The following is a 26,844-nucleotide window of genomic DNA, read 5'->3' on the forward strand; positions in this document are numbered from 1 at the left end:
GAAATGCATTAAAGGATTCAAATTATGTTACCTCTTGAACAAGCGCTTGCTCAAATGTTAGAAATATTACCAGAGCCAACGCTGCAGAATGTTGAATTATGTTCATTAACGCAGGCTGCAAATCGTATTTGCGCTGAAGATATTATTTCTCCAATTAATGTCCCCTCATTTGATAATTCAGCAATGGATGGCTATGCCGTACGTCTAGCCGATTTAGCAAAATCACCAACTTTAGTAGTTGTGGGCAAATCATTTGCAGGTAATCCATTTAAACAAGCGTGGCCAGCATTAAGTGCGGTGCGTATCATGACGGGAGCAATGCTACCAGAAGGTGCAGATGCAGTTGTCATGCAAGAAGAAACTGTATTGAATGAGGACGGTACAGTGACCTTTATTGCAGAACGTATTAAACTTGGTCAGAATATTCGTAAAATTGGCGAAGATGTCAAGCAAGGAGATGTTGTACTCGCAAAAGGAGCTTTGTTAAATGCGATTTCTCTTCCTTTACTCGCTTCCCTAGGCATTTCACAAGTCAAAACCTTTCCTATATTAAAAGTGGCAATCTTATCGACGGGTGATGAGTTAGTACCTGTTGGTCAACCTTTACATGAAGGGCAAATTTATGATACCAATCGTTTTGCTGTTAAATTAATGCTTGAGAAGCTAAATTGTGAAGTATTAGATTTTGGTATTTTGCCTGATAATGAGCAAGAATTTGAACAAGCTTTTATTAAAGCACAACAACAAGCCGATTTAGTGATTACAAGTGGTGGGGTTTCTGTTGGGGAAGCCGATTTTACTAAAACCGTACTAGAAAAAGTGGGTCAAATCAATTTCTGGAAAATTGCAATGAAACCCGGTAAACCTTTCGCGTTTGGTAAATTAGAAAATGCGTGGTTCTGTGGTTTGCCGGGTAATCCTGTATCTGCACTTGCGACTTTTTATCAATTAGTCCAGCCTGTAATTGCAAAGCTCAATGGTCATAGCCAATGGCAAGCGCCACAACGTTTTTCCGCTATTGCAGCCACAAAAATAAAAAAAGTCCCAGGACGCTTAGATTTTCAACGTGGCTTTTATCAAGTCAATGAAAAAGGTGTAATTGAAGTACAACCTATTGGCTTTCAAGGTTCCCATTTATTCAGTTCATTTGTGAAAAGCAATTGCTTTATTGTGTTAGAACGCGAACGTGCGAATGTAGAAGCGGGCGAAACTGTGACCATTGAACCCTTTAACCATTTAATGAGCTAATATGACTGAACTTTCCTATCAAGAAGAGCTACGTTATAACCGTCAAATTATCTTAAAAGCCGTCGATTTTGATGGTCAAGAAAAGTTAAAACAAAGCAGAATGCTGATCGTGGGCTTAGGTGGTTTAGGTTGTGCTGCAAGCCAATACCTTGCGACCGCAGGTATTGGTCATTTAACACTTTTGGATTTTGATACAGTGTCACTTTCTAATTTACAGCGCCAAGTTTTACATGATGATAGCCGTTTAAATATGCCAAAAGTAGAATCAGCCAAACAGTCCTTACAACGTTTAAATCCACATATTCAAATTGACACAATTAATGCAAAGCTGACCTCTGTAGAACTGGCTGAAATCATACCGCACTTTGACGTAGTGCTAGATTGCACAGACAATGTAGAGATTCGCAACCAACTCGATACTTGTTGTCAACAAGCTAAAGTACCTTTAATTTCAGGTGCTGCCATTCGTATGGAAGGACAAGTTAGCGTATTTACTTATGAAGAAAATACACCAACTTATCGCCAATTAAGTCAGCTATTTGGTGAAAATGTATTAAGTTGTGTTGAAGCTGGTGTACTCGCACCAATTGTCGGTATTGTCGGTACCATTCAAGCGCTAGAAGCAATCAAAGTGCGGTTAAAAATTGGGAAAAATCTCTGTGGTCGATTATTAATGATTGATGGCTTAACTATGTCTATTCGTGAAATAAAACTGCCTGTTTAATACAGGCAATGCTTATCTCTTCTCTTTACTGCACCAACGTTGAAATAAATCTTGTTCTAATTCAATGCCAAATTGATCACATAAACGGTTCACACTTTGATCAACAATATCTTGTACTGTTTTTGGATGATGATAGAAAGCTGGCATTAATGGAGTAATTTGGGCGCCAATTTCTGCTGCCTGTGTCATTAAACGCAAATGCCCTAAATGTAATGGCGTCTCTCTCACACAAAGTACTAATGGCTTACGTTCTTTTAAACACACATCTGCTGCTCTGGTTATGAGATCATCTGTATAACTGTGTGCAATACCAGATAAGGTCTTAATTGAACAAGGCACAATAATCATGCCTAAAGTGCGGTAAGATCCTGAAGAAATCGCTGCTGCGATATCTCGAATATCATAATTCACATCTGCAAGTGCTTTAATCTGTTGAATACTGTAAGCAGTTTCCGCTGCAATTGTCTGTTTTGCTGCATTGCTAATGATCAAATGTGTTTCTATATGCACAAGAGGTTTTAATACCTCCAATAGGCGGATCGCGTAAATTGCACCAGAAGCGCCGGAAATAGCAATAATTAGCCGTTGTTTGTCATTTTTCATGATAACTAAGAGGGAACATATTGTAATATCAACGCAAGATTTTAGCATACTTCATATTTGATTACGTATTATTTCTACTCGTAGTATTTAAAAAATGAAAGATCTAATTTAACAACAACACGTAAAAAAGCTTATTTAAAACAAGTTAAATTGACTAAAATATCAAAAGAAAAAATAATAGATTAGACTTAGGTTATTTAAATTTAAATTTAAAATTAAAATTAAAAAATATACTCATGACACAAATAAATAGATGCACCAAAATCAATTAATGTTCATGATAGGCTGACTATTTATTTAACCACATGTATTACACCTCATTTTAAGCTAAATTTTAATCATGTAGGCGGTATAATAGAATTTAGTCATAAATAATATTGATCTAGATGGCAATATACTTTGCCATAAAATATTAGAAAAAATGAGCCACAAGCTTTTGTCTAGCGTAGACAGCTTTAAAACAAACTCATTAGTCCATTGAGAGATGTCATATCAAGAAGATGTGATAAAAATGAGGAGAGAGTTCTCCTCTATCAATCCAAAATTACTTATTTTTCATTATGCATTTCAAGATTAGCCGCGTCTTTTTCACGCATTTTCTTTGCTATATCATTACGTTGTTGTGCAATATTATCTAAATATTCAGGTGTAATATCACCTGTGACATAATACCCTGTAAATACTGAACAATCGAATTCTTCAATCGCCGGATTTTCTTGTTGCACAGAACTCGTTAATGCCTCTAAATCTTGGAAAATCAATTTATCCACACCAATTAATCTTGCAATTTCATCCACATCACGACCATAAGCAATCAGCTCATGTTTAGTTGGCATATCAATCCCATACACATTTGGATAGCGAATCTCAGGTGCTGCTGAAGCAAAATAAATTTTCTTCGCACCAGCAGCTTTTGCCATTTCGATGATTTGCTCAGAAGTTGTCCCTCTTACAATAGAATCATCTACTAATAAGACATTTTTATCTTTAAATTCAGAAGCAATAGTATTCAATTTACGGCGTACTGAACTCACACGTTGTGCCTGTCCTGGCATAATGAAAGTACGTCCAACATAACGATTTTTCACAAAACCTTGCCGATATGGTTTGTTCAATACACGAGCGATACGTAATGCAATATCATTAGAGGTTTCTGGTACGGGAATAACAACATCAATATCATCAACATCTTGCCATTCTCGCGCAATCTTTTCCCCTAAACGTTGTCCCATATGTACACGAGCAGCATAAACGGATACACCATCGATACAAGAATCTGGGCGCGCAAAATAAACATACTCAAAAATACAAGGCGTTAACTTCGGATTTTCAGCACATTGTGCCGAATGGATATCCCCATTAAACGTCACATAAACCGCTTCACCAGGCTGAATATCCCGCACAAATTCAAAGCCGACCGCATCTAATGCAATACTTTCCGAAGCAAACATATAATCTGTTTTACTCTTTTCTTCACGTTTGCCTAAGACTAGAGGACGAATACCGTTTGGATCACGAAATGCGACCATACCATGTCCAATGATCATTGCCACACAAGCATAAGCACCACGAATATCTTTGTGTGTCCGCTTAATTGCAGTAAAAATATCATCTGCATCTAATTGGTATTTTTCAAATTTATCAAGATGATTTGCTAAGATATTAAGCAATAATTCTGAATCAGAATTGGTATTCACATGACGACGTGCTAAATGAAATAATTTTTCTTTTAACTCGGCAGAATTGGTCAAATTACCATTGTGAACTAAAGTTAGACCATAAGGTGAATTGACATAGAAAGGTTGTGCTTCTGAAACACTAGAACTTCCAGCAGTAGGATAACGAACATGTCCAATGCCAGCATTACCTTGTAAACGCAACATATGTACTTGCTCAAATACATCGCTGACTAGACCATTAGCTTTACGTAAACGAAAGCGATTTTCATCATCTACCGTTACGATACCCGCGGCATCTTGTCCTCGATGTTGTAATAATGTTAACGCATCATAAATCAGTTGGTTAACAGGATTTTGGCTAACAATACCGACAATACCACACATTCGTGCTTATCCTCTATTTATTTAAAGTTGAGTTTATAAAACTAGAACCAGCTTGTAATTGTTGAAAAAACCATTCAACAATAAAACCAAAGTGCGGTATTAATTTTGACTCTTTCCACCAATCACTTTGGCTGAAATTCGTAAATGTATCCATAAAGAATAACAATGCCGCCACAATTAATACGCCTCGAAGTAATCCAAAACATGCACCAAGAACACGATCTGTACTTGTTAATCCCGTTTTATCCACTAACTCACCTAAAACATAATTCACAATCCCACCTACAATTAAGGTAGCAACGAATAGAATCGCAATTGCACTTCCATTACGTATATAAAGTGACTCGATTTGAGTTAAATAATTAGCGAGATAAGGATAAAAATGACTTGCTACAAGAAATGCAACAACCCAACTCACAAGTGACATGACCTCTCGGATAAATCCACGTAACAGACTGATAATAATCGAAAATGCAATAATAGCGATGATAATATAATCAATCATTGGCATATCTCTAAAAAACTCTCGAATTTTCGCCAGCGCTATTCTACAAAAAAAGAAAACGTTTGCGTAGTGAAAATTTCAAGAAAATTGAACATAAGTGAAAAAAGAAAAAGGCTTAAATAAAACGAGCAAGATAACTTATAATTCTTGCCAAAAAGCTTTATCTAGTTTTCGCTGCGCTTTTTTTAGCACATCAGCTAAATTCTGGTAGTTTGGTTGCTCTTTTACGATAGGCAAGACCTCGTTTGCTTGCTTTAATCGCTCACAAATTTCATAAAACCAGACCGCACTTTGTGGGGATAAAGGCGTAATAGAACGTTTACCTAACCAATACAAACCTTGCAATGGAATCAGCAATGCGAAAATTGCTGTTAACACGGCAATTGCTAATGCACTCATATCGGATTTCGCGTAAACTTGTTGCCATGTGACTGCAAACACGGCTAAAAATGGCATAAACTTTTGCGCAAAAGCCGTTGCTTTAATCACTCGATTTTCGGGAAAAATCATTCCTAGCTTACTTTCCAATGGCCAACTCTTTAAATAATGCTGACCTTTTTTAAAAAAAATAAAAAAACTCATTGTGCTATTGCATAGTACCTTTGTAATACGATAACAACATAAACATAACATAATTTAGTCAAATATTCAGCTCAATTTAACATCAACTTTTCTTTATTTTTGAACAATTGCAAAAAATGTTTAAGTTTTGATAATTTTTTTGATAAATGTCTAATTTTTATCTGTTATTGAATTTATTTTATTGTATGAAAGGTGTATTCTATAGCCATCAGATTTTCATCTGCCTATTCGCTCAATTATTGAGCGAATAATTTTTTTAACTTAAAATCAAATAATAGGTCTCTTATGTCTCAAAAATTAGTCCTAATCTTAAACTGTGGTAGTTCTTCATTAAAATTCTCAATTTTAGATCCACAAACTGGTGATGAAAAATTATCGGGATTAGCTGAAGCATTCCATTTAGACGATGCACGTATTAAATGGAAATTACACGGTGAAAAAGGTAACGCTGATTTAGGTGCAGGAGCTGCACACAGTGAAGCACTCAACTTTATTGTAAATAATATTTTCCCATTAGATCCATCATTGAAAGATGATATCGTTGCGATTGGTCACCGTATTGTTCACGGCGGTGAAAAATTCACTTCTTCTGTAGTGATTACAGATGAAGTTGTCCAAGGTATTAAAGACGCCGTCCAATTTGCCCCATTACATAACCCAGCACATCTCATTGGTATTGAAGAAGCATTCAAAATGTTCCCACATTTAAAAGATAAAAATGTGGCGGTATTTGATACTGCATTCCATCAAACAATGCCTGAGCAAGCTTATTTATACGCACTTCCATATTCTTTATATAAAGAACATGGTGTTCGCCGCTATGGTGCACATGGTACAAGCCATTTCTTTGTTAGCCAAGAAGCAGCAAACCGTTTAAATGTTCCAGCTGATCAAATCAATGTGATTACTTGCCATCTAGGTAATGGTGCTTCAATTGCAGCGATCCGTCATGGTAAATGTATTGACACGTCAATGGGTCTAACGCCATTAGAGGGCTTAGTCATGGGAACACGTTCTGGTGATCTTGATCCTGCAATTCTTTTCTATCTTCATGACAATCTTGGTTTATCTGTTAATGAAATTAATACATTATTAACGAAAAAATCAGGCTTATTAGGCTTAACAGAAGTCACTAGCGACTGCCGTTATGCCGAAGATAACTATGACAAAGAAGCAGCAGCAAAACGCGCATTAGACGTATTCTGTTACCGTTTAGCTAAATACATTGGTTCTTACATGGCAGTTATTGGTGAGCGTTTAGATGCAATCGTATTTACTGGTGGTATTGGTGAAAACTCATCTTTAGTACGTGAGTTGACATTAAATCACTTGAAACTCTTTGGATACCAAGTTGATGCAGAGAAGAACAAAGCCGCTCGCTTTGGTAACGAAGGTGTGATTACAGCAGACAATACACCTATTGCTATCGTTATTCCAACTAACGAAGAACTTGTTATTGCACAGGATACAGCTCGTCTTTGTATCTAAAATAGATCAATGAACTGCCGATTTATCGGCAGTTTCTTTTTGTTATAAACAATCCACAAATTTAAGGTTTATTATGTCACGTACAATTATCCTTATCCCAATTAGCGCTGGCGTTGGTTTAACAAGTGTGAGCTTAGGTTTAACTCACGCTTTAGAGCAAAAAGGGGCAAAAGTTGGTTTCATGAAACCAATTTCTCAACCAAACTCAGGCGAAGATACCATTGATCGTACTACATCAATTATCCGCACCAGTACAACAATTGAAACTGCCGAACCATTTATGTTAAGTGTGGCGGAATCACTAATTGGTCAAAACCAATCGGATGTTGTGTTAGAAAAAATCGTTGAAAACCATCAACAACTTGCCAAAAACAATGAAATTATTGTAGTAGAAGGTTTAATCCCAACACGTAAACATTCTTATGCCAATAGCATTAACTATGAAATTGCACAGGCACTTGATGCAGAAATTATCTTAGTTGCCGCACCAGCAACAGAAACCCCTGCAGAATTAAAAGAGCGTATTAAAGCGGCAGCTTCCCTCTTTGGTAGCAAAAATAATCCAAATTTATTAGGTGTAGTGATTAATAAATTTAACGCGCCAATTGATGAGTCTGGTCGTACTCGTCCTGATTTAGCTGAAATTTTTGATTCATTCCAACACACACAAAATCAAGTTTCTGAAATTTATCAACTCTTTGAAAAAAGTCCAATCAAGATTCTAGCTTGTATCCCTTGGAGTGCCGATCTCATCGCAACACGTGCCATTGATTTGGCTAAGCATTTAGGTGCTGCAATTATTCATGAAGGTGCAATTAGTGAGCGTCGTATCCGTGGCATTACTTTCTGTGCACGTAATTTAACCAATATGGTAGAACACTTCCGTGTAGGTAGTCTGTTAGTAACTTCTGCTGATCGCCCTGATGTGATTGTGGCAGCAGCATTAGCAGCAAGCAATGGCGTAGAAATTGCGGGTGTCCTTTTAACTGGTGGCTACAAAATTGATAGTCAAATTAAAAAATTGTGTCAACATGCAATTGAAAGTACAGGATTACCAATTTTCCGCGTTGAAGGTAACACATGGCAAACTGCGCTTGCCTTACAAAGTTTTAACTTAGAAGTGCCAGTTGATGATAAAGAGCGTATTGAAAAAATTAAAAACTATATCAGTGAACTCATTGATAGTGAATTTGTGGATTCACTTGCAGCAGTCTCATCTCGTTTACGCCGCCTATCACCACCTGCATTCCGTTTCCAATTAACTGAACTCGCACGCCAGGCGCAAAAACGTATTGTCCTGCCAGAAGGTGATGAACCTCGTACAGTAAAAGCAGCATCACTTTGTGCTGAACGTGGCATTGCAGAATGTGTATTATTAGCAAACCCAGAATCCGTGATGCGCGTGGCTGAAGCACAAGGTGTTCAATTAAGCAAAGGGATTACCATCATTGATCCAGCAACTGTACGGGAAAACTATGTTGCTCGCCTAGTTGAGCTACGTAAAAACAAAGGGATGACTGAAGATTCGGCACGTGAACAACTAGAAGATAACGTTGTACTTGGGACAATGATGTTAGAAGCCAATGAAGTGGATGGTCTGGTTTCTGGCGCAGTTCATACTACTGCAAATACCATTCGTCCACCAATGCAGATTATTAAAACGGCACCGGGCAATTCAATTGTCTCTTCTATCTTCTTCATGTTATTACCAGATCAAGTATTGGTTTATGGGGACTGTGCAGTCAACCCAGATCCAACTGCAGAACAATTAGCTGAAATTGCGATTCAATCTGCGGATTCAGCGAAAGCCTTTGGTATCGATCCAAAGGTGGCAATGATTTCTTACTCTACGGGTACCTCTGGTAGTGGGGCTGATGTTGAAAAAGTGAAAGAAGCAACACGCCTTGCGCAAGAAAAGCGTCCAGATTTAGTCATTGATGGTCCGTTACAATATGATGCGGCGGTTATGGAAGATGTTGCGCGTTCCAAAGCGCCTAACTCACCTGTTGCAGGTAAAGCAACTGTATTTATCTTCCCTGACTTGAATACAGGTAACACAACCTATAAAGCGGTACAACGTTCTGCAGACTTAGTGTCTATTGGACCGATGTTACAAGGCATGCGTAAACCAGTGAATGATTTATCACGTGGCGCATTAGTTGATGATATTGTGTATACTATTGCATTAACCGCAATCCAAGCCACACAATAATCTTCAAAATTTGCTAAAACAAACCGCACTTTGATTGCTCAAAGTGCGGTTACTTTTACCGTATTTTAAACCTATTCGTAATTTTTTAATGTTGCTAATAATGCTAAGCCAAACTCTCTACGCCAACCAATCAATAAATCTGGTAAGTTTTCTGTCGATTCATTCTCTAACCAACACCACTTAATTAAGCTTTCTAAACTGCGTTTACTTGCAATCACTTCTACAGCTAAACCTGGAGGGGGTAAAGATTTTAATTTCTCTTGTAATGCTTTCAATACCTTTTTATAACGCGGATCATCGACAATACGAATTATTTTTTCAGGATATTCTGTCGGATCAATTCGTTTCACTTGTGTCAGAATATGCAATAATTTCTTACCATGAATCCGTACTTCTTGTGTTGTTAAACCTAACTCTAATAATTCGGAAGTATGCTTTGGATTATGTTTTGCTAGTTGCCATAAATGCTCAGATCTCACAACAAAATTCAAAGCGAGATCTCTTTTCATCGCTTCTTCTTGCCGCCATTTTGCTAAGAGTTTAAGACGCATTAATTGTAATGCATCCAAGCGCCATCCATTTGGAATTGCTAAGTAAGCCAATTCAGGATCTTTACTTTTCTCTCTTTTCGCTAATAGTAGATCGCAGTCATTTTCTACTGCTTTTTGCCAAATAGTGTTAGCCAAATCTTGTTGCATACGTTGGTACAATGGTAACAAATACCAAACATCAGCTGCTGCATAGACTAATTGTTTATCAGAAAGCGGGCGAACAAGCCAATTTGTACGAGAAACACCCTTATCAATTTCTAAATGGAAATAATGCTGAATTAAGGTTGCTAAGCCAATAGAGTTAGCAAAGTTTAAAAAACTTGCCATGATTTGTGTATCTCGCATGGGTACTGGTAACTGATTAAAATAATGCAAGAAAACCTCTAAATCCTCACTACAAGCATGTAAAACTTTTAATACCCCTTTATTCGCTAATAACGCAACAAAAGGTGAAAAATCTTGAATCGCCATAGGATCGATTAAGCTAATTTGTTCACCATCATAAAGCTGAATTAAACCTAATTGGGGGTATAAAGTTCGGATACGAACAAACTCAGTATCTAATGCGATAACTGCTTTTTGTTGTGCAATATGGCAAACCTCTGTTAACGCGAGATCTGTAGTAATCACTTTAAAGTGCGGTTTATTTTTAATTTCTTTTATTTGACTGTTCATCTTAATACGACAAATTAGGGGCTTATCCTGCCCCCAATAAATTAAATGAATGAGAATTACTCAGCTGGGCGTTTTGCCAGCTCCTCATCACGTAACACTCGGCGTAAAATTTTACCAACATTACTTTTTGGTAACTCATCACGGAATTCGATATCTTTTGGAATCTTATAGCCTGTCAGATGTTGGCGGCAATGTTTACGTAGTTCGTCACGTGTTAAACTTTCATCTTTCTTCACCACAAAGATTTTAATCGTTTCGCCCGAAACTTCATTTGGCACACCTATCGCGACGACTTCTGATACTTTATAATTTAACATAACAACATCTTCAATTTCATTTGGATACACATTAAAACCTGAAACTAAAATCATGTCTTTTTTGCGATCAACGATACGCAAGTAATAGTCATTATCCATCACAACAATATCACCCGTAGCTAACCAACCATCTTGCAGCACTTCAGCTGTTGCTTCTGGGTGTTGCCAATAACCTTGCATCACTTGATCACCTTTCACCCATAATTCACCAGCTTCACCAAGCTCAGCTTCATGCCCATCTTCTTTAATGATGCGTACATCCGTATTAGGTACTGGCACACCGATACTACCATTATGCTTCACCATATTAATTGGACAAGCCGCAATCAGTGGCGAACATTCCGTCATTCCATAACCTTCAATAATGTTACAGCCCGTTGTATCATGCCAACGCGTTGCCACAGATTGTTGGATTGACATCCCTCCCCCTACAGAAAGTTTCAAAGAAGAGAAATTAATCTCTTTAAAATTTTCATTATTCAGTAAGGCATTAAATAAAGTATTCACCCCTGTAATTGCAACAAAACGATGTTTTTTTAATTCTTTAATAAAACCATCAATATCACGCGGATTAGTAATCAGTACTCCAGTAATACCAAGTTCAATAAACAATAAACAATTCACTGTCAATGCAAAAACATGATACAACGGCAGTGCAATAATGGCTTTACGCTCTTTTATACGATCACCTACAAAAGGCTCTGCAATCCAATTCGCTTGGAATAAATTCACGATAATATTCCCATGTGAAAGCATTGCGCCTTTTGCAACACCTGTCGTACCTCCCGTATATTGCAAGAAAGCTAAATCTTTGCGCTCAACTTGTGGGCGTACATACTGACGATATTTTCCCACACTGAGGACTTCACGAAATGTCACTGCATTTGGTAGCTTATATTTTGGTACTAGCTTCTTAATATACTTAACAACAAAATTGACTAAAGTCCGTTTACCAAATGAAAGTTGATCGCCCATACGAGTTAAAATCACATGTTTGACATCAGTATTAAATACAACTTTTTCTAATGTTGAAGCAAAATTTGATACGACAACAATCGCAGTGGCACCACTGTCTTTTAATTGATGTTCTAATTCGCGTGGCGTATAAAGAGGGTTTACATTGACAACAACCATGCCTGCACGTAATACACCAAATAATGCAATAGGATACTGCAATAAGTTTGGCATCATCAATGCAACACGATCACCACGTTTAAGTTTCAATTCATTTTGTAAATAAGCGGCAAAAGCTCGACTACGTTCTTCTAATTTACGAAAAGTTAATACTTGTCCCATATTGATATAAGCTGCACGGTCTGGATGTTGGCGAACAGCATTATCAAACATATCAAGGAGTGAATCATATTTCGACGTGTCTAACTCTCTTGGTGAACCTTCTGGATAATTTTTAAACCAAGGTTTTTCCATTTTATATCCTTATTTTTTAACAAAAATTGCTTGAAATTATAACTTAATCGTCACGGTGATGCTAAGTAAGAAATTTTATGACTGGTCTTACCAATAACACTCGTTCCGCTTACTCTCAATATATTTATTTTAATATAAACCATAACGCACTCGTGGTTCAGGTCGCCAAAATGGATATCCCCAACCACGACGGCGGCTTTCTCGCCAATCTGCCATTTCATCTGGGTCATAGTAATATTCTGGTACTAATTTCCATAGTTTGTAATGATTTGCCATAACAACAGGATAGGTATAATCTACTTGATCAATTTTACCAACTTCTTGTTTTTGTAATCGACCTTTTACTGTAATAAATTGCTCCTTCAAACTAGCAGGATCAATAAAACCATCAAGATAAGTAATAAAACGTCCATTAGTTTGTGCTGATAAATGTGGTTTAGCAGAAAGTGAAATGATCGGTAGACTTAAAATTTCTAATCTCATTTGTCCTTTTAATGCTGTTGCCGACAAAATTTTTCCACCTAAACGTACCTGTTTACATCGACAAGCATAATCTTGCTCAGTGATTGCCTCTAACTGTTGTATCGTGAATTGATCACGCTCAAGCCCTTTCGGCGCCATGATACAGCCTGTTAACAACACAGACATGAAAAGTGCGGTCAGTTTTTGCATAATTTACCTCCGTTACACTTACTCAATTCAAAATTTATTCACGTCCCGGTAATTTTTTCCAAGTCACTTCATTGCGTAAATAAATCGGTTCAATTTCTAATGCACTCATTGTTTGTTTTTGCTGCCACTTCAATAGGGCTAGAGATAACATATATTGTGCAGAAGGTAACACAATATCTGTTTCTCGCCCAACTACAATAGTGGCAAGTTGAGGATAGGCAGCCCATCCTGTTCCCACCGTTTTCCATTCCCCAGTCAATAGATCTAATTGTGCGGCAATACTCTCAGGACTTAGTACTTGTTCTGCACTGACAACTTGCCAATCTAAAAACTCGCCAAAATCTGACCGCACTTTTTGTGCTTTCAACTGTGAAAAATAAACTTCGTTCATACGTGCATCAATTGCACTCAACACCTGTTCTACACCAAGCTTCTCATATGCTGCTTGTGCCATTGCGGTCAAATTAGAAATCGGAATAACAGGTAAATCTGCACCTAAAGCCAAGCCTTGAGCAATACCTGCACCAACACGTACACCAGTAAAACTACCCGGTCCACGTCCAAAAACTAAGCCATCGACTTGTTTTAAACTAATGCCAGATTGCGCTAATAATGTATCTACCATAGGTAAAATACGTTGCGTATGAGTACGCTGCGCTAATTCATCTAAGCTTGTTTTTTCACCCTTATAAAGTAATGCAACTGAACAGGCTTCAGTTGAGGTATCTAATGCTAATAGCGTTAAATTATTCATTCTTATTATCCATCTTGAATTTTCATCAGAAATTGTACCACTTTGTTTAAATCACGGGTACGCGTTAAGTTAGGTAAGCTTTTTAAGAAGGTGGCACCATAAGCACGCATAACTAAACGGCTATCACAAATAATTACTGCACCACGATCAGTCACATCACGAATCAAACGTCCAACACCTTGTTTTAAACTAATCACCGCTTCAGGAATTTGAATATCATTAAAAGGATCGCCACCTTGTAAACGGCAGTCTTCAATTCGTGCTTTTAATAAAGGTTCATCTGGCGCTGTAAAAGGTAATTTATCAATAATCACTAAAGAAAGTGCATCACCACGGACATCAATGCCTTCCCAAAAACTGGAAGTTGCCACTAACACAGCATGTTGTTCAGAAACAAATTGGTCTAGTAATTGGGTTTTAGAGGTTTCGCCTTGTAGCAAAATCAACAAACTACTCTGTTCGCGAAAATACGCCGCTAAACCACGCATCATCATATAAGAAGTACAAAGTACAAAACAACGTCCTTTATTCGCTTCAATCACTGGTAATAGCATTTCACTCAGTTGCTTTAAAGTATGTGATTGATTCGTATTAGGTAAATAACGAGGCACACAAAGTAAAGATTGTTCTGGATAATTAAATGGGCTAGGTAAAATTTTCTGCTCAGCATGGCTAATTCCTAAACGCTGACAAAAATGCTCAAAAGTGCCACCAACTTCTAAAGTCGCAGAAGTGAAAATCCATGCACTTTCACGCTTTTGCATTTCTTCACCAAATTTATCTGCCACTGTTAACGGTGTAATGTGCAAGCCAAATTGACGACCGATTGTTTCATACCAATAACAATAACCAGTAATAGCCGTATCGGCTAAACGCTTTAGTTGGATTTTGACTGCTTCCAAGCGCTCGAAAATACTGTCCAACGTTTGTGAACGTCCTAAGGCTAACTTCACGACTTGTGATACAAAATCAATTTTTTCTTGCAGATGCTCAAAGCTATTTTTAACTGTGGGCTGTGCTAATAATTCACGCCAATTACCACGTAAATTACCTTCACCAAGCACTAAACGAAAATCTTGCACGGTTTTTAATAAATGATCAGAAGCTGTACCGAGCTGTGCCATATCTTTAATCTCAGTGCGATAAACCATATTGATATCTTTGCACAAATCAAATAATTGACGAGAGCTTATAGACTGACCAAAATATTGGCTAGCAATATCTGGTAATTGATGAGCTTCATCAAAAATAATTACTTCCGCTTGTGGAATTAACTCCCCAAAACCCGTTTCTTTTACCGCGAGATCAGCAAAAAAGAGATGATGATTCACTACTACTAAATCCGCATTTAACGCGCGCTTACGTGCAGACGCGACATAGCAATCACCATAATTGGGACAGTCAGTACCTAAACAGCTATCTGCCGTACTAGTGAGTTGTGACAAAATAGGACTGTCTTCCGCAAGTTCAATACATTCCGTCAGATCGCCTGTTTTAGTTGCATTATTCCACTGTCTTACTTTGGCTAAATCGGCTAATACTGTACGATCCCCTAATACCCCTTGCGCAATGACTTGATCTAAACGTTCTAGACACAAATAATTGGCACGTCCTTTTAATAAGGCGATTTTTCCTGTGTAATTCAGTGCGTTTTTAATGGCAGGTAGATCCCGTTTAAACAATTGATCTTGCAGATTTTTTGAACCAGTTGAAATAATGGTTTTTTTATTTGCCAATAATGCAGGTGCCAGATAAGCAAAGGTTTTGCCTGTACCAGTTCCAGCTTCCACAACTAATGCTTTCTTATTTTTAATTGCTTTTGCGACAGCACTTGCCATTTCCAATTGCTCTGCACGAGGACGAAAGCCTTGGATGCTTTGATCTAACGCCCCCTGTTCGGAAAAGACCTTGATTATTTGTTCAATATTCGCCATTATTTTTCAGATTTATATCAAAATTGTGGCATAGTGTAGCAGATTTTCCCCTATCACTAAATAACACACTGAATAAAAAAACAGTATTAAGAGGCTTTATGCAAAATCCAGTCCAACCCCAATTCATCAAACAAATTACGCCTGAACTTAGCCTGTACCAATATAATCAAATTCCAGTGATTAGCTTACAGCATCAAGTCGGTTCAGCACATATTTCATTACAAGGTGCCCATCTATTTAGCTGGAAACCTGCTGGCATTGAACAAGATGTCATCTGGCTAAGTGAAATTGAATCTTTTCAACAAGGTAATGCTATTCGTGGCGGTATTCCTATTTGCTATCCTTGGTTTGGACCCGTAAAATCACCTTCTCACGGTACTGCCCGTATTCGCTTATGGCAGCTCACTGATTATCAAATTGCTACCCAACAAGTGCGGTTAGAATTCGGTTTATTTAGTGAAGATCATCTTGTTGAAGCTAAAATGACGATGATTTTCAGCCAACAATGTGAAGTGATTTTCACACATTACGGTCAAGAAGCTGCACAAGTGGCACTACATAGCTATTTCAATATTGGTGATATTCACCAAGTTGAAGTACAAGGTTTACCAACCACAGCAGTCAGTAATATGACTAAACAACAAGAGACCGTTCCTTCTCCTCGCAAAATCAATGAAAATGTGGATTGCACATATCATATTCAAAATGCACAAACTACAATTGTAGATAATGCATTACAACGCACAATTGCAATTGCACATCATAATGCCTCCGATGTTGTGTTGTGGAATCCATGGCATAAAGCTACAAGTGGTATGAGTGAAACTGGCTATCAAACGATGGTTTGTGTGGAAACAGGACGTATTAGCCAGTGGTTAAAACAAGGAGAACAAGTATCTGCCATCTTAAAAGTGCGGTCTGTTTTATAAAAGTTTTAGAGGCTGACAATTCAGCCTCTTTTTAAATAGCCTGTTAGGCATTATTTCAAACTATCGTATCACAACAATATTGGTTACTTTAAACCCAGCCTAATTGCGACAAAATTAACAATCCAAATGAAGAGGTAACGATAGCACCTAAGGTTGTTAACGCAATGATATTTGCCGCACTGGTACCACTACCGCCCATACCACGTACCATCGCATAAGCAATTGTTGCCATAGGAGTAGCTGCCATTAAAAATAAAATCCCCATATTCATCCCTGATAAACCAAACAGTTTGCCAATGCAAACCATAAAAATTGGTGCAATGATCACACGACCAATGCTCCCCCAAATAACAGTACGAGAGCTACTGGCAATCCCTTTAAATTTAACACTGGCGCCAGCACAAATTAACGCTAATGGCAAAGTCATACTCGCAAGGTAATTACCTGTGGTTTGTAATGTTTTTGGAAATTGTAATTCAATTCCATTCACTATGTACCCGAGTACAATAGCTATAATCAACGGGTTTTTAACCACATTTTTAACAATCTCCCAAAAGCTGACTCGACCATCAGCAAAAGAACGACTTAATGTGATCACACCTAATACATTGAATAAAAAGATGGTTGCAGCCGCATAAATCGAAGCTGGTGCTAATCCTGCATCACCGTAAGCATTAATACATAACGCTAAACCTAAAATACCATTATTGCCACGATAGACACCTTGTACAAAAGTACCACGTTCTTGTTTTTCGGCAATAAACTTCGCTGCAATGAATTCTGCGATAAGAAAGAGTAACAATGTTCCTGTAAAACTCGCTGCTATTGGCAATAATTGCGAACGAAAATCTACTGGATTGCCAGTAATGTTCAAGAACAATAAAATGGGTAAAGTAATATTAAAAATAATTTTCGTCGCTTGTCCGGTAAATTTATCATCGACTATGCGTCGTCTTTGCAACACGATACCAAGCAATAACATCAATACTGTTGGCAGCGTGACGCTCATTGAAAACAAGAAAGAGGAAAGAAAATCGGTGTGATGCATATTGATATTACCTGTATTAGATCAAATCACTTTCTCTAAACGCTATTTACGGTTAGAATTGCGCAATCAAAATTTTGGTCATTATGCAAAATTTTGCCAAAAATGACCGCACTTTTTCTCTGATTAGGATAAATTATGTCGATTACATTATCTACTAAACAAAAGCAATTTTTAAAAGGTCTTGCCCATCACTTAAATCCAGTCGTCATGATCGGTAATAATGGTTTAACTGAAGGTGTATTAGCCGAAATTGATAACGCTTTAACGTATCATGAACTCATTAAAGTGAAAATTGCAGGCGCTGATCGTGAACTGAAACAATTGATTATTGATGCTATTGTACGTGAAACTAAGGCTTGTGCAGTACAAACTATTGGACACATTTTAGTGCTATATCGTCCAAGCCAAGAACCACAAATTCAGCTGCCACGTAAATAAGCAGAATAAATAACAGAAATAAAATGGCACTGATTGCCGTTTTATTTTGAAGCAAAAGAAAGGGGATTGAAAATTCAATCCCCTTTTTACTTTATTGCGTCAATGAGAAACTACCATTGATAGCCGATACTACCACCAAGGTTAACATCGCCGCGGCTATTGACACCACCACCCAATTTAATTGAGATCTTATTGTTGTCAGAGTTTCTTGCATAACCTACTGCAACCGCTGATTCGCTCTTATAATGTCCCACACCTAATGAAACAAGGCTCTTACCAGCTTCATTTGGACGTTGTAAGAAAGCAACTGCCGTTGCACCTGCAACCCCCGCACGAAGATCTTTATCTACTTTATTGATGTGATCACCGAGTTTATTAATAGCATTTGCATTATTTGTCACTTGCTGTTGAACTTTATGCAATTGGCTACCATTCACTGCTTGTTTGCTGGTTGCACTTACTTCACCATCAGCCACACCGTTAATCACGTTGTTACCCATGTTGATTGTTGCTCCTGTTTCTACAGTGAATTTTTCTCTAACTGTTACACCTTTCACATCAATATTGTCTTTCAGTTTGACACGAATCGTATCACCTGCCACTTCAGTTTCGATGTTTTTATCGTCACCTTTCACTTTCACCGTTGTGCCAAGCTTCGCTTTGTGTTCAGTACCGCTATCTGCCGCAAAGACTAAACCATCATTCATGGTCGCGACTTGCTCTTCTGTACCATCTGGTTTGGTATAAACGATACGTGTTTTGCTATTACCGTCTTTACCATCATTGCCATCTAAACCTTTCACGCTATCTTTCACGCCAATGATCGCATGCGCATTCTTACCATCCGCACCAGCAGGGCCAGTTAGACCAATCTTACCAACGCCATCTTTACCACTGATCGACACGGCATCATTGCCATCTTTGCCCACGATACTAATACCATCTTTACCATTCGCACCGTCTTTCGCATTGATGACTACAGCACCTTCACTCGGTTTACCATCCGCTCCTTTTGGACCAACAACCACGGAATCTTTCACATTAATGTTATCAGCAAGACCAAATGTGACATTATGCTTATCTGTAGTATTTGTTTTCGTGATCACAATATTGCCATCAGTATTGTTAAGATCCACTGTATTTCTTGGTTTTACATTCGATGAGTCATTACCATTTGCAGTTAAATGCCAGCCAGCTTCTGCTGTTTCTTTCACTGCATGTAACTGACTACCATTAACCGCATCTTTGCTGGTTGGAGAGATATCACCATCAGCAACGCCAGTCACTTTCTTATTACCAGCGTTAATGCCATTTGTTGTAAGACTAACATCGCCCGCAGTTAAACCAGTATTCGTTAATGCAACGTTATCACCTACTTTCACACCATCATTGTTCATGACAGTATTACCAGTTGTGACTGTTGTAAAACTTACATCGTCTTTTGTTGCCACAGTATAAGTCGTACTGCCATCAGGATTTGTTTTTGGAGTCACCTCCATATTTTTGCCCGCTTCAACTTTCGTGGTTGCTTTGGCAATACCTTTTTCTAACTGACTTACATTAACTGCATCAGTTGGAGCTGTACCTGCTGTTACATTAGTAATACGCCCATCATTTTCAAAAGTCACACCATCAGTTCCATCTTGCTTTTTAATAGTTAAACCTGTGGTATTACCATCTGCATCTTGTTTCGCAGCGATAGACATACCTTGTTTGCCCTCTTTTGCAAACTTAATCGCGGCATCTTGACCATCTTTGCCATTTACAACAAGACCAGAAAACTCAGGGCGTTCTTTCATCACAATCTCTAAGCCCGTACCATCTGCGTTGGTTTTCACACCTAAATTACTAGAAGAGACTTTAGTTGTGTCTGCTAAAGTAGTAGCGTCTACACCACCTTTAATGCTTAAGGTTTCATTCAGTTTACGGGTGACTTCTTTACCATCGTTACCGACAAACTTCATGCCATCATTTAAGGTTGCGACTTCTTCAGTGACAGGCTGACCATTTTTATCTTTAGTTTCATAAACAATACGTGTCTTAGTATCACCATCTTTACCATCAACACCTGGCTTACCTTCTTTCACGCTAATAGTCGCAGATTTGCCATCAGTACCGTCTTTACCACGTGGTCCAGTTAACCCAATAGAACCATCTTTACCGTTTAAGACAACACTTGCGCCATCTTTGCCGTTAACACCAAGAGAACCATCAACACCATTTGCACCATTTTTACCGTCTTTACCTAAAGTAATATCATTAGCTAAACTGATTTCTAATGCTTTATCATTACTATTAGGTACATCAATCACTTTTGTATTGATATTGCTATCGCCAGTAATCTGTGCTGTAGTACCTAGATCTTGCTTGAATTCATTACCTGCTTTATCTTTCAAGCCAAAACCACCATTGGTTGCGGAGGTTACATCATTAATTGCATTTTTCAGGTCACCAACGTTTACGCCATTAGTTAAAACATCACCAGTAGCATCTTTCAATTTAACATTAGCACCATTTTTATCTTTCAACCCACTATCAACATTAACAATTTGGTTACCGCCATTATCTAAACCTTTTTCAGTTAAGCTAACTGACTTATCGCCATTCGTAATAGTGACACCATCTTTATTAATTACAGTAGCATCTTTATTAGTTGGATTACCAAATGTCGCACTATCTAACCCAGCCAATGCTTTCGCTAAAGCGACAGTAATAGTATTACCTTGAATCTGAGTCATAATATTCTGACCCGCATCAAAGTTCGCCCAAGTGGTATTCGTTTCAGCCCCTTTCACATCAACACGAGTATTGAGTTTGGCGTTATGTACTGCTCCATCATTTGCACCAAATTTTAAGCCATCGTTTAATGTTGCTAACTCTTCAACTGTTGGTTGTCCACCCTGTGCCGCAGGAATTTCATAAGTAATACGAGTTTTATTCTTGGCTGGTGCGGTTGAATCATTTGGGCTACCAGCTAAATCAGCATTTCCCATACCAACCTTGATTTTCGCTGCTGGAGCTGTTCCACCTGCTTGATCTGGTTGACCCGTTAATGAAATAGTACCTTCACTACCATCAACCACAACTCGATCTGTGCCTTTATCATCTTTTAAAGTGACTTTACCCGCTTCGCCTTTTGCATTAGGCATATTAACATCAGGCGCTTTACCTAAAGTCAATTGATTCGCTAAGCTGACTTCAAGCGCTTTGGTACCATTTTGACCATCAATTACTTTGGTATTCACATTTGAATCACCCGTAATTTGTGCAGTTTCACCTAGATTTTGCTTAAAGATATTGCCATCTTTATCTTTTAAACCAAAACCGCCTAACGGGTTATTACCGCCATTCGGATTATTACCAGCAGTAATATTATCAATTGCCGTTTTTAAGTCACCAACATTCACACCATTGGTTTTAACTGCTTCAGCTAAAGATGTTGTTACACTACCATCAGTTTTGGTCAAACCACTCGCAACATTCTTGATTTGGTTATTACCATTATCTAAACCACTATCAGTTAAACTAACATCTGGCTTACCATTATTTTTGATAGTAATACCATCTTTATTAATGACAACTCCATCTTTATTTGTACTAGTTGGATCACCAAATTCAGCACTAGTTAAACCAGATAATGCTTTTGCTAGCGCAATAGTAATCGTATTGTTCTCAACTTTAGTCATGATATTTTTACCAAGATCAAATTGAGCCCAATCCGTATTCGCAACCGCACCTTTCACATCTACTTGCGTATTTAACTTCGCATTGTGAACTGTGCCAGCATTTGCACCAAATTTTAAACCATCGTTTAAAGTAGCAACTTCTTCATTACCATAAGTAATACGTGGTTTAGTTGTATTGGCAGTGCCATCTACAGCAGGAGATCCATTTTTAACGGTAATCGTTGCTGTCGCACCATCAGCGCCCGTTAAACCCACTGAACCGTTTGCACCATCAAGGACAACTTTATCTGTACCAGCTTGATTTTTCAGTGTTAATTTACCATCGGCTGCTGGGTTACCATTTTTAGCAGCTCCGCCAAGAGCAACTTGATTTTCTAAAGCGATCTCTAACTTCTTAGTACCACTTTCTGTCACGACTTTAGTTTTGACATTATCATCACCAGTGACTTTAATCGCTGTACCTAATTCTTGTTGAACAGTCTGACCATCTTCACCTGTTAAACCAAAACCAGCTGCTTTAAGATCTTTTAGCTGTTTTACATTCACAGCATCAGTATCAGCCTCACCCGCTTTTACATTGGTGATTTTATTATTACCATTGCTTAAACCAGTATCAGTGAGACTCACATTATCTTTACCATTATTAACAATGGTTACACCGTCTTTGTTAATAGTAGTTTTATCATTTCCAGTACCAAAGGTTGCTTCAGTTAAATTAGATAACGTTTTTGCTAATCTGATTTCCATTGAGTTACTATCAGTAACGATAACACCAATATTTTTATCCGTCTTAGCAGTCAATTTATTAGTATCTGTTTCTCCACCAGTAATATCAATAGCTTGGTTAGAACTACGAGATACAACATTAGCATCACCGTTTGGCTTGCCATCTTGGTTGGTTAAAGTGGAGTTATCGCCTGCAAAACGTAATGGGCGCGTTAAAGCAAATAACTGGCTACCATTAATCGCATCAGTACTCGCTTCTGTTACTAAACCTGCTGCCACATTTTGCACGCGGCGTTCTTTACCAACTGCACCTACAGTGACCACACCAACTGGTGTACCGCCTGCAAAACTATGACCTGATTTATTTAACCCATTTGCCATATCATTGTAAGCATTCATACCTGAGGTAGAATTACCTGCTACAACATAAGCAGATTCTGAACCTAGATAAACTGAGTTTTCTAGAGTTGCTGTTACTTTATTACCTAATACAAAATAATTTTCACCTTTTGTATTTAAAATATTATTTGCACCAATGACAGATGAATTAGTTAATGTAAATTCTTCTTGCGAATCAGGATCTGGTAACTGAGCAATACTGTTTCCATGACCATAAACAAATAATCCACTTAAATCTTTAGCCAATTTTTTATCACTGCTGATTTTGTTGTTATAACCTGTGACATAAATGTCTTTCAGATCATTAACTGGTGCTGCTGGCGGAGTACCTGGTACATGTGGCTTTTCTTCAATTGCACCAATAGTATTCTTATTCCCCACAATACGCGTATTTTCTTTCGCTTTGATTTCATTGCTATTACCGAAAATACCACTTTCTGCGGCAGTAATAGTGCCATTAGTATTACCTAACGAGTAAGTGCCTGAACCACTGACAATAGTTTTAACTTTTTTCGCTTCAGGAGTATCATCTTCTGAACCAGCATAACCAATACTACCTGAATTTTCGCCAGTTACTGTCTGATTAGTACCAAACGCAATAGAATTTAAGCCTTTTGCATGTGATTTTGTACCAAGTGCATAAGCATTTATACCTTCAGCTTTCGATTCAGTACCAATTGCTGTTGCAGATTCATTGCCTGATAAGGCTTGGCTACCAAACGCATTACCTTTTGCTGAGTTAGCGACCGCACGATCACCAATTGCATTTGCTTTTTCTGCTGAAGAGACCGCGTTATAACCAATCGCAATAGCACGATCCACATTCGCGCCCGGATCCTTGTCGGATGTTGCTGCTAAACTACCAATCGCAATGGAGTTATTACCATCAGTGGTTGTTCCCGCACCAATTGCAATACCATATTTCACATTTTTTGTTGGTTTGGTAACCGTAGTTTCGCTCTCTCTTGCAACGCCATCATCTAAGTCAGCACTACCTTTATAATAGGTTCCTAAACCAATAGAACCTTCACCATTCACTGTCGTATAGTTACCAATCGCGACACTACGCTCTGCTTTCGCTGCTGCATTTTGTCCAATTGCCATTGATAATTTCGCAGTTGCACCATCATTATCTCGGTTACCTGGGACTGGAGCGACACCTGCATCGTTCACGCTAAAATAATGCGCTTTATTTTTAGTGACAATTTGGTTTACTTGACCTAAGTTCACAGCATCAGTATCAAGCTCTGCTGGTGCCACATTAGAAATACGTGTTTTGTCTTTTAACGTAATTTTATTTTCCGCACCACTCGCTGGATTTGGTTTTAATGTATCATATTTAATTTCAGACGCTGTTGGAGCATGATTTAATGCATTAAATTGTGCTTGCAAATCACTTGTTACTTTTTCAGTGACTTTTTTCAGCTGTGCCACAGTGGCTGCATCTTGCTCATCCACACCATCTGCTACATTGACAAGACGGCGTAAAATATGCTGATCAGTAGCCCCATCTTGATGTCCTACAGAAACGACTAATGAAGATTTCTTGCCAGTTAAATATCCAGAACCATCTTTTGCTACAGCTTTCGACGTTGCACCTAATGCCACATTATTTGAATCCGCTGTAGAATTCGCACCAATCGCAACTGATTTATTACCTTCTGCTTTTGAAGTAATACCAATAGCAACAGCATCTAATCCCAAAGCTGTTGCTTCAGCACCTAATGCAGTAGAACGAGAAGCGGCTTTAGTTTGTGCCCCCACTACAGTTGATTTTTGTACAGCAGTCAATTGATCATATTTATTGGCTTCATGACCGATAGAAACGTTAGCCCCTGAAGTTTCCTCTGAATTCGTCAAATTTGTACCAGCATAAGTACCCAATGCAATGTTATGTTTACCAACAACATTTTTCCCTGAGTGCGCACCAATACCAATATTTAATTGCCCAATAACACCTTCGCCTGAATTTTCACCAATATTAATTTGCGAATGCTTAGTCCCTGTTGCATCAGCTTCTTGCCCTTTACCTGCATTTAAACCAATAGAAATGGTTCTATCTGGTAAAGCAGATGCTGATGAACCTAAAGCGATAGTATTACTTTGTAATGTTTTACTGTTACTACCAATTGCTACTGAATTTCCACCATCAGCTTTTGAGGTATTCCCCATTGCAATAGAAGATGCCCCCTTAGCTTCTGAAACTTTACCTAAAGCAAGTGCAGCTTCAGCAAGTGCTTTAGAAGTTGTTCCTACGGCTAAAGAATGTGCTGCTTTAGTTTCTGCGCCATCACCAATTGCAATTGATGAATCAGAATCTTTATTTGTTCTTGCCGCATTACCTAAGGCAATAGAATTATCACTGGCGATAGCTTGTGCGTTTGTACCTAATGCAATATTATTTTTAGCAATTTGTGTTTTGGCATCTTTATTTGACGTTATCGCATTTTTACCAATCGCAATACTACTTTCACCACGGCTTACCGCATTATCCCCAATTGCAACTGAACTTTCACCATCTTTAGGACCTAACACATATGATGATGCGCCATCATAAACCACATCACCATCTTGTTTAGAACCAACACGCGCATATTCACCAATCGCAATACCCTTATTTGCGGTTTTTACTGCATAAGATTTGTGACCAATAGCAATAGATTCTTTTGCATTAGCCGTGCTATCATGACCTGCTGCTACAGCACTTTGCCCTTCAGCCTTAGCTTTTGGTCCAATAGCGATAGAATCCTGTCCTTGTGCAACTGCATCATCAAGTGTTGATTTAGTGCGGAAATATTTGATACCTGTATAAGGTGTACCCTCAGTAACACCAATTGAGGCAACCAACGTACTTAATTTATCAAAAGCGGCTTTATCCGCTTTATCTGCTTTAAGTTGGTTTACTTCTGTTTGATTGGCTTTTTGATTAACTGTGCCAGTTAAAGTATCAACAACACTTTTATCCGCTTTAGTATTTTTTAAAGTATCGACTTCTGCTTTATCTGCTTTAGTATCAACTTTTGTTGTTAAAGCGTCTACCGTGCTTTGTGCAGCTTTAGCATCAACTTTTGTCGTTAAAGCATCTACTGCACTTTGTTCCGCTTTAGCATTAACTTTTGTCGTTAAATCATTGACTGTACTCTGTTCTGCTTTTGAACTTAGAGCATTATTCAAAGCTGTTTGATCAATCTTATCCTTTAAATCATCAGCAGTAGCAACTGTTTTACCACCCACAGTCAACGTAGTAGCAACAACATTACCTACAGTAACTATATTATTAAAGGTTGCTGTATTATTAAATGTAGCAGCGCCTGTAAAAGTAGAGGTACCATTAACTGTTAAATTATCTGCAGTAACATCCTGCGCCATGACAGAAGCTGGAGAGAAAGTTAAAAGTGAGAGTACAGCAATTGTACTTAGTTTAAACGAGCTTGGAATACTTGTATTGACTTGCGATTGTTGATTAGAAGGTATAACGCTATATGACTTTACTTTGCCTTTTGAAGTCGCTAGCTCTGATACCGCAATGAAAGTATTAGTTACATGACTCCATATAACTCGATAAACCTTATTCATAAAATGCCCCTTAGATAAATATAATGAAATAACGCAAAGATTTAAATGTTAGATAAATACACTCAACATTAGACTAATTAGATACCAATTAATAATGCACAAAATGCATGCAAATACTAAATCTATGTTATTGGAGCATTAATTTTTAATTAAGTAAATTGTTTGTATATTGATCAAAAAGGGAATACACATTAACCAATTGAAATATAAAGAAAAAAAATAATGTAAAATTAAGTAATATTGCTTTTAGAGAAAATTTACATAAGCAACATTATTTACATAACTG

General features: G+C 37.9%; 17 protein-coding genes. 6 read left to right on the forward strand and 11 right to left on the reverse strand.

All coding sequences use genetic code 11. The features are described 5' to 3' along the window. Positions 1–24 precede the first annotated feature (24 nt). Positions 25–1,248: a molybdopterin molybdotransferase MoeA gene (moeA, locus tag ACFSAV_RS05435; protein WP_379097109.1), complete on the forward strand. Its 1,224-nt coding sequence runs from the start codon at positions 25–27 to the stop codon at positions 1,246–1,248. A 1-nt stretch (position 1,249) separates the two neighbouring features. Beyond that, the gene (gene moeB / locus ACFSAV_RS05440; RefSeq protein WP_101774895.1) at positions 1,250–1,972 is read left to right on the forward strand and encodes a molybdopterin-synthase adenylyltransferase MoeB; all 723 of its coding nucleotides are present in this window, start codon (positions 1,250–1,252) and stop codon (positions 1,970–1,972) included. Positions 1,973–1,984: 12 nt separating this feature from the next. Here moeB and ACFSAV_RS05445 read toward each other — a convergent pair whose 3' ends face one another. The 4 genes from ACFSAV_RS05445 to yfbV all read right to left on the reverse strand — a co-directional run bounded on the left by ACFSAV_RS05445 (position 1,985) and on the right by yfbV (position 5,725). Next, positions 1,985–2,575 (reverse strand): UbiX family flavin prenyltransferase, encoded by a 591-nt coding sequence (locus ACFSAV_RS05445; RefSeq protein ID WP_379097112.1) that lies wholly within the window; start codon positions 2,573–2,575, stop codon positions 1,985–1,987. Between the two features lie 548 nt (positions 2,576–3,123). After that, positions 3,124–4,638 (reverse strand): amidophosphoribosyltransferase, encoded by a 1,515-nt coding sequence (purF, locus tag ACFSAV_RS05450; RefSeq protein WP_379097115.1) that lies wholly within the window; start codon positions 4,636–4,638, stop codon positions 3,124–3,126. Between the two features lie 13 nt (positions 4,639–4,651). Beyond that, positions 4,652–5,143, reverse strand: a complete 492-nt coding sequence (locus tag ACFSAV_RS05455; protein ID WP_379097118.1) for a CvpA family protein — start codon at positions 5,141–5,143, stop codon at positions 4,652–4,654. 138 nt (positions 5,144–5,281) lie between these two features. Continuing rightward, positions 5,282–5,725 carry a terminus macrodomain insulation protein YfbV gene (yfbV, locus tag ACFSAV_RS05460; protein ID WP_379097121.1) on the reverse strand — a complete coding sequence of 148 codons (444 nt, stop codon included), beginning with the start codon at positions 5,723–5,725 and terminating at the stop codon, positions 5,282–5,284. A gap of 285 nt (positions 5,726–6,010) precedes the next feature. On the opposite strand from yfbV, the gene ACFSAV_RS05465 reads away from it, so the two are divergent. Beyond that, entirely contained in the window at positions 6,011–7,213 is a 1,203-nt protein-coding gene (locus tag ACFSAV_RS05465) for an acetate kinase (RefSeq protein ID WP_379097124.1), read from the forward strand. Positions 7,214–7,286: 73 nt separating this feature from the next. Continuing rightward, positions 7,287–9,425 carry a phosphate acetyltransferase gene (pta, locus tag ACFSAV_RS05470; protein ID WP_379097127.1) on the forward strand — a complete coding sequence of 713 codons (2,139 nt, stop codon included), beginning with the start codon at positions 7,287–7,289 and terminating at the stop codon, positions 9,423–9,425. Positions 9,426–9,496: 71 nt separating this feature from the next. Here the strand turns inward: pta and rnd are convergent, their stop codons facing one another. From rnd to ACFSAV_RS05495, 5 genes are all read right to left on the reverse strand, one after another. After that, positions 9,497–10,651: a ribonuclease D gene (gene rnd / locus ACFSAV_RS05475; protein ID WP_379097130.1), complete on the reverse strand. Its 1,155-nt coding sequence runs from the start codon at positions 10,649–10,651 to the stop codon at positions 9,497–9,499. A 56-nt stretch (positions 10,652–10,707) separates the two neighbouring features. Beyond that, entirely contained in the window at positions 10,708–12,396 is a 1,689-nt protein-coding gene (gene fadD / locus ACFSAV_RS05480; protein ID WP_379097133.1) for a long-chain-fatty-acid--CoA ligase FadD, read from the reverse strand. 129 nt (positions 12,397–12,525) lie between these two features. After that, positions 12,526–13,068, reverse strand: a complete 543-nt coding sequence (locus ACFSAV_RS05485) for a Slp family lipoprotein (RefSeq protein WP_379097136.1) — start codon at positions 13,066–13,068, stop codon at positions 12,526–12,528. 34 nt (positions 13,069–13,102) lie between these two features. Next, positions 13,103–13,822, reverse strand: a complete 720-nt coding sequence (gene tsaB / locus ACFSAV_RS05490; protein ID WP_379097139.1) for a tRNA (adenosine(37)-N6)-threonylcarbamoyltransferase complex dimerization subunit type 1 TsaB — start codon at positions 13,820–13,822, stop codon at positions 13,103–13,105. Positions 13,823–13,827: 5 nt separating this feature from the next. Next, positions 13,828–15,756, reverse strand: a complete 1,929-nt coding sequence (locus ACFSAV_RS05495) for an ATP-dependent DNA helicase (RefSeq protein WP_379097142.1) — start codon at positions 15,754–15,756, stop codon at positions 13,828–13,830. A gap of 98 nt (positions 15,757–15,854) precedes the next feature. Here ACFSAV_RS05495 and ACFSAV_RS05500 point away from each other — a divergent pair, with 98 nt between their 5' ends. Next, positions 15,855–16,685, forward strand: coding sequence for a D-hexose-6-phosphate mutarotase (locus ACFSAV_RS05500; RefSeq protein WP_379097145.1), 831 nt, complete (start codon positions 15,855–15,857; stop codon positions 16,683–16,685). An 88-nt stretch (positions 16,686–16,773) separates the two neighbouring features. Here ACFSAV_RS05500 and ACFSAV_RS05505 read toward each other — a convergent pair whose 3' ends face one another. Continuing rightward, positions 16,774–17,733 (reverse strand): AEC family transporter, encoded by a 960-nt coding sequence (locus ACFSAV_RS05505; protein WP_379097148.1) that lies wholly within the window; start codon positions 17,731–17,733, stop codon positions 16,774–16,776. 135 nt (positions 17,734–17,868) lie between these two features. On the opposite strand from ACFSAV_RS05505, the gene yhbY reads away from it, so the two are divergent. Continuing rightward, positions 17,869–18,171 (forward strand): ribosome assembly RNA-binding protein YhbY, encoded by a 303-nt coding sequence (gene yhbY, locus ACFSAV_RS05510; RefSeq protein ID WP_379097151.1) that lies wholly within the window; start codon positions 17,869–17,871, stop codon positions 18,169–18,171. A gap of 110 nt (positions 18,172–18,281) precedes the next feature. Here the strand turns inward: yhbY and ACFSAV_RS05515 are convergent, their stop codons facing one another. After that, entirely contained in the window at positions 18,282–26,558 is an 8,277-nt protein-coding gene (locus ACFSAV_RS05515) for a YadA-like family protein (RefSeq protein ID WP_379097154.1), read from the reverse strand. Positions 26,559–26,844: the final 286 nt, after the last annotated feature.

Source organism: Pasteurella oralis, assembly GCF_042681465.1.
GTDB classification, from domain to species: Bacteria; Pseudomonadota; Gammaproteobacteria; order Enterobacterales; family Pasteurellaceae; genus Pasteurella; species Pasteurella oralis.